The sequence below is a fragment of the Pseudomonas sp. GW704-F2 genome (assembly GCF_059423025.1).
Window position 1 is genome coordinate 1 of record NZ_JBWKXO010000104.1, and the last position, 590, is coordinate 590.

At 57.3% G+C, this 590-nt stretch carries 1 pseudogene; it reads right to left on the reverse strand.

The window, feature by feature from the left end:
- Nucleotides 1-575 (reverse strand): annotated as a pseudogene (locus tag AC07W0_RS30945) (hypothetical protein); the annotation flags it as partial.
- Between the last annotated feature and the right edge of the window lie 15 nt (nucleotides 576-590).

Genomic DNA, 590 nt, shown 5'->3' on the forward strand with positions numbered 1-590 from the left:
GTGCCGTCAGCGGCGCGGGTAGTGTTGCCGGTGTGGTAAACGTAGTTGAAGCTCTCCGTGCCGTAATCGCCACTCCGGAACCCCAACGTCTTTCCTGGAATGGTTCCCATCCAAAGCTGCGAGCCAAGGTTTCCTGTGCCTGGAAAGGCCATGTTTAGCAGCGTTCCGTAAGTCACAGGTTTAAACTGCGTTCTGTCAGTAATTACACCAAAACCGGTTTCCCAAACGTTCATGGATGTGTAGATAGAGCTGTCTCCAATAGCCGCACGTGACCCAAGGCCAAGCATAGGGACGGTAAGGGCCTGACCAGCCCCGATACCGAAACTGGTTGTGGCCACAGCTCCCAAACCTAAATTTTCCCGCGCCGCAGCTTGTGTTGAAGCCCCTGTCCCCCCCTTACCCACTGGCACGATGTTCTCTGTCGACACAGAGCCCAAACCTGCAAGCGTCGCCCCCCACTGCTGAATCATCGACCTGGCCTGGTCGGCCAGGTCTTTCGTATACCCCTGCACTGGCGTCAGCGCATACACGCCAGCAGCATTGGTGGCCCCACGATAGTTTGGCGCGATCGACATTGCCGAGTCGCTGGC